General features: G+C 65.4%; 3 protein-coding genes. 1 reads left to right on the top strand and 2 read right to left on the bottom strand.

Features of this window, described 5'->3' with window-relative positions; translation table 11 throughout:
- Positions 1 to 99: 99 nt before the first annotated feature.
- Positions 100 to 627 (bottom strand): carboxymuconolactone decarboxylase family protein, encoded by a 528-nt coding sequence (locus V7787_RS52635; protein ID WP_336095433.1) that lies wholly within the window; start codon positions 625 to 627, stop codon positions 100 to 102.
- Positions 628 to 944: 317 nt separating this feature from the next.
- On the bottom strand, positions 945 to 1,484 hold the full coding sequence (locus tag V7787_RS52630; protein ID WP_336095432.1) for a peroxiredoxin: 540 nt from the start codon (positions 1,482 to 1,484) through the stop codon (positions 945 to 947).
- A gap of 154 nt (positions 1,485 to 1,638) precedes the next feature.
- Between V7787_RS52630 and V7787_RS52625 the strand changes: the two genes are divergently transcribed.
- Positions 1,639 to 2,586: a LysR substrate-binding domain-containing protein gene (locus tag V7787_RS52625; protein WP_336095431.1), complete on the top strand. Its 948-nt coding sequence runs from the start codon at positions 1,639 to 1,641 to the stop codon at positions 2,584 to 2,586.
- Positions 2,587 to 2,592 lie beyond the last annotated feature (6 nt).

Here is a 2,592-nt window from a genome sequence, read left to right as displayed (position 1 = left end):
CTCCTACAGGCAGTGAACCGACTGACGGATCCTCGAAAAAAAAGATCGCCGGCGTTGCCGCCGGCGATCCCTGCCACCATCCAACGTTTCGCGCGTCGCTCAGGCCTGTTCGAGCGTCACCGCCACCGCATGCACCACCGCGCCGATCTTGAGCGCGCTCTGCACGCCCTGCGCGCTGATCTCGTGCTTGCGCAGCACCTTCTCGTGCGAGTCCATGCAAGCGCCGCAACCGTTGATCGCCGACACCGCCAGCGAGGCCAGTTCGAAGGTCATCTTGTCGATGCCGGGGTTGGCCATGATGTTCATGCGCAAACCGGCGCGCAGCTGACCGTATTCTTCGTTCTGGATCAGGTGGGTGGCGCGGTAATAGATGTTGTTCATCGCCATCACCGCGGCCGCGGCCTTGGCGCCGGCGATTTCTTCCGGCGACAGCTTCTCGGCGGCGAATTCCTCAATCGCCGCGGCGAACGGCTTGTAGCGCGAAGCGATCGCGCAGGCCAGCGCCACCGCGCGGATCTGCTTGGCGTCCAGGCCCTGCGAGCCGGCGTCGCTGAGCACGCTGTCGAGGTTGAGCTTGAGGTCTTTGGCGTAGTCGGGCAGCGAATTGCGAAGATCGGAAAGGCTCATCGAAGGCTCCTGAAGTCTGCTGAAAGGTCCGTCCAACGACGGACACGCGTCCTCGCCTGGCGGGCGTGCGCATGCGCACGGCTGGCTGGGATCGACGAAGAAATCGCGGGGGGAAGAAGAACGACCGGGGCGAACCCCGGCCGCGGGCATCCCGCACGGGAGGGAGGGAGGCCGGGGGGAGCCGGCCGCATGCGGGTGTTGCCGAAAAGTCTGCGCTGACGGCCTAGACCGGCAGCGCAGGAGAACCAGGGGGGAGCCGGGTCACGGAATCCGGCTCCGCGGGAGATCGCTCCCGGTCGATGATCCGTGGAGACGGATCAGGCGACCTTGAGGGTGCTCTCGCCCTGGCTCCAGTTGCACGGGCACAGCTCGTCGGTCTGCAGCGCGTCGAGCACGCGCAGGACTTCCTGCGGGTTGCGGCCGACCGAACCGTCGGTGACGTAGACGAAGCGGATGATGCCTTCCGGATCGACCAGGAAGGTGGCGCGCTGAGCGACGCCGTCTTCGGTCAGGATGCCCAGCGCCGAGGTCAGGTCTTTCTTGATGTCGGCCAGCATGGGGAACGGCAGGTCGCGCAGATCCTTGTGATCCTTGCGCCACGCCAGGTGGACGAACTCGCTGTCGGTCGAGGCGGCCAGCACCTGGCAGTCGCGGTCGAGGAACTGCTGGTTCAGATCGCCGAAGCCCTTGATCTCGGTCGGGCAGACGAAGGTGAAGTCCTTCGGGTAGAAGAACACCAACAGCCACTTGCCCTTGTAGGTGTCGTTGTCGATGTCGGCGAACGCGCTATCGAGGTTCTCGATACCGACGGTGGCCTTGACCTTGAATTTCGGGAACTTTTCGCCGATCGAAAGCATGCGGATGACTCCTTAGGAAGGATGGGAGGGGGTTGGAAGGGGTGGGTACGGCCGATGAGCACAACCTATGCCGCATATGTTGCATTACAGCAATTGATAAAAGAAATGAATTGTTCCTATTATGGCGATAGCCATCCTCAATTGACAGCCATCCATGAACCTTCGCGATCTCAAATATCTGGTCGCCCTGGCCGATCACAAGCACTTCGGCCGCGCCGCCGCCGCCAGTTTCGTGAGCCAGCCGACGCTTTCGACCCAGATCAAGAAGCTCGAGGATGAACTAGGCGTGTCGTTGGTCGAACGCGCGCCGCGCCGGGTGATGCTGACGCCGGTCGGGCGCGACATCGCCGAGCGCGCGCGCAAGGTCATCGCCGACGTCGAACAGATGAGCGAGATCGCCCGCCGCAGCCAGGACCCGGAAGCCGGCACCGTGCGCCTGGGCCTGTTCCCGACCTTGGGCCCGTACCTGCTGCCGCACGTGGTGCCCGGGCTGCGCAAGCGCTTCCCGCGCCTGGAGTTGCTGCTGGTGGAGGAAAAGACCGACCAGATCCTGACCCGCCTGCGCGACGGCCGCCTCGACGCGGGCCTGTTGGCGCTGCCGATCCACGACGACCAGTTGCACGTCGAACCCTTGTTCGACGAACCGTTCCTGCTCGCCGTGCCGCAGCAGCACCCGATGGCCGGCCGCGACTCGCTGGACTTGCACGACCTGGACGATCAACACCTGCTGCTGCTCGAAGAAGGCCACTGCCTGCGCGAACAAGCGCTCGACGTCTGCCGCCTGGCCGGCGCCGACGAACGCGACGGCTTCCGCGCCACCAGCCTGGAAACGCTGCGGCAGATGGTCGCCGCCGGCGTCGGCATCACCCTGCTGCCGATGCTGGCGGTGCAGCCGCCGGTGCCGCCCTCGCCCGACATCCACCTGCTGCGTTTCAGCGGCGAGCCGCCGCATCGGCAGATCGGCATGCTGTGGCGGCGCAGTTCGGCGATGTCCGACTTCCTGCTGCAGCTGGCCGAGGAATTGCGCAAGCTGCCGGCGTCGTTGCTGCAACCGCCGCGCGCGCCGGCGGACAAGCGCAAGAGCGTGCGCGAATCGCACTAAGCGCGA

This window comes from Pseudomonas sp. CGJS7 (assembly GCF_036961695.1).
The sequence above is the reverse complement of the archived record's forward strand: the minus strand, read 5'-3'. Positions and strand labels throughout refer to the sequence as shown.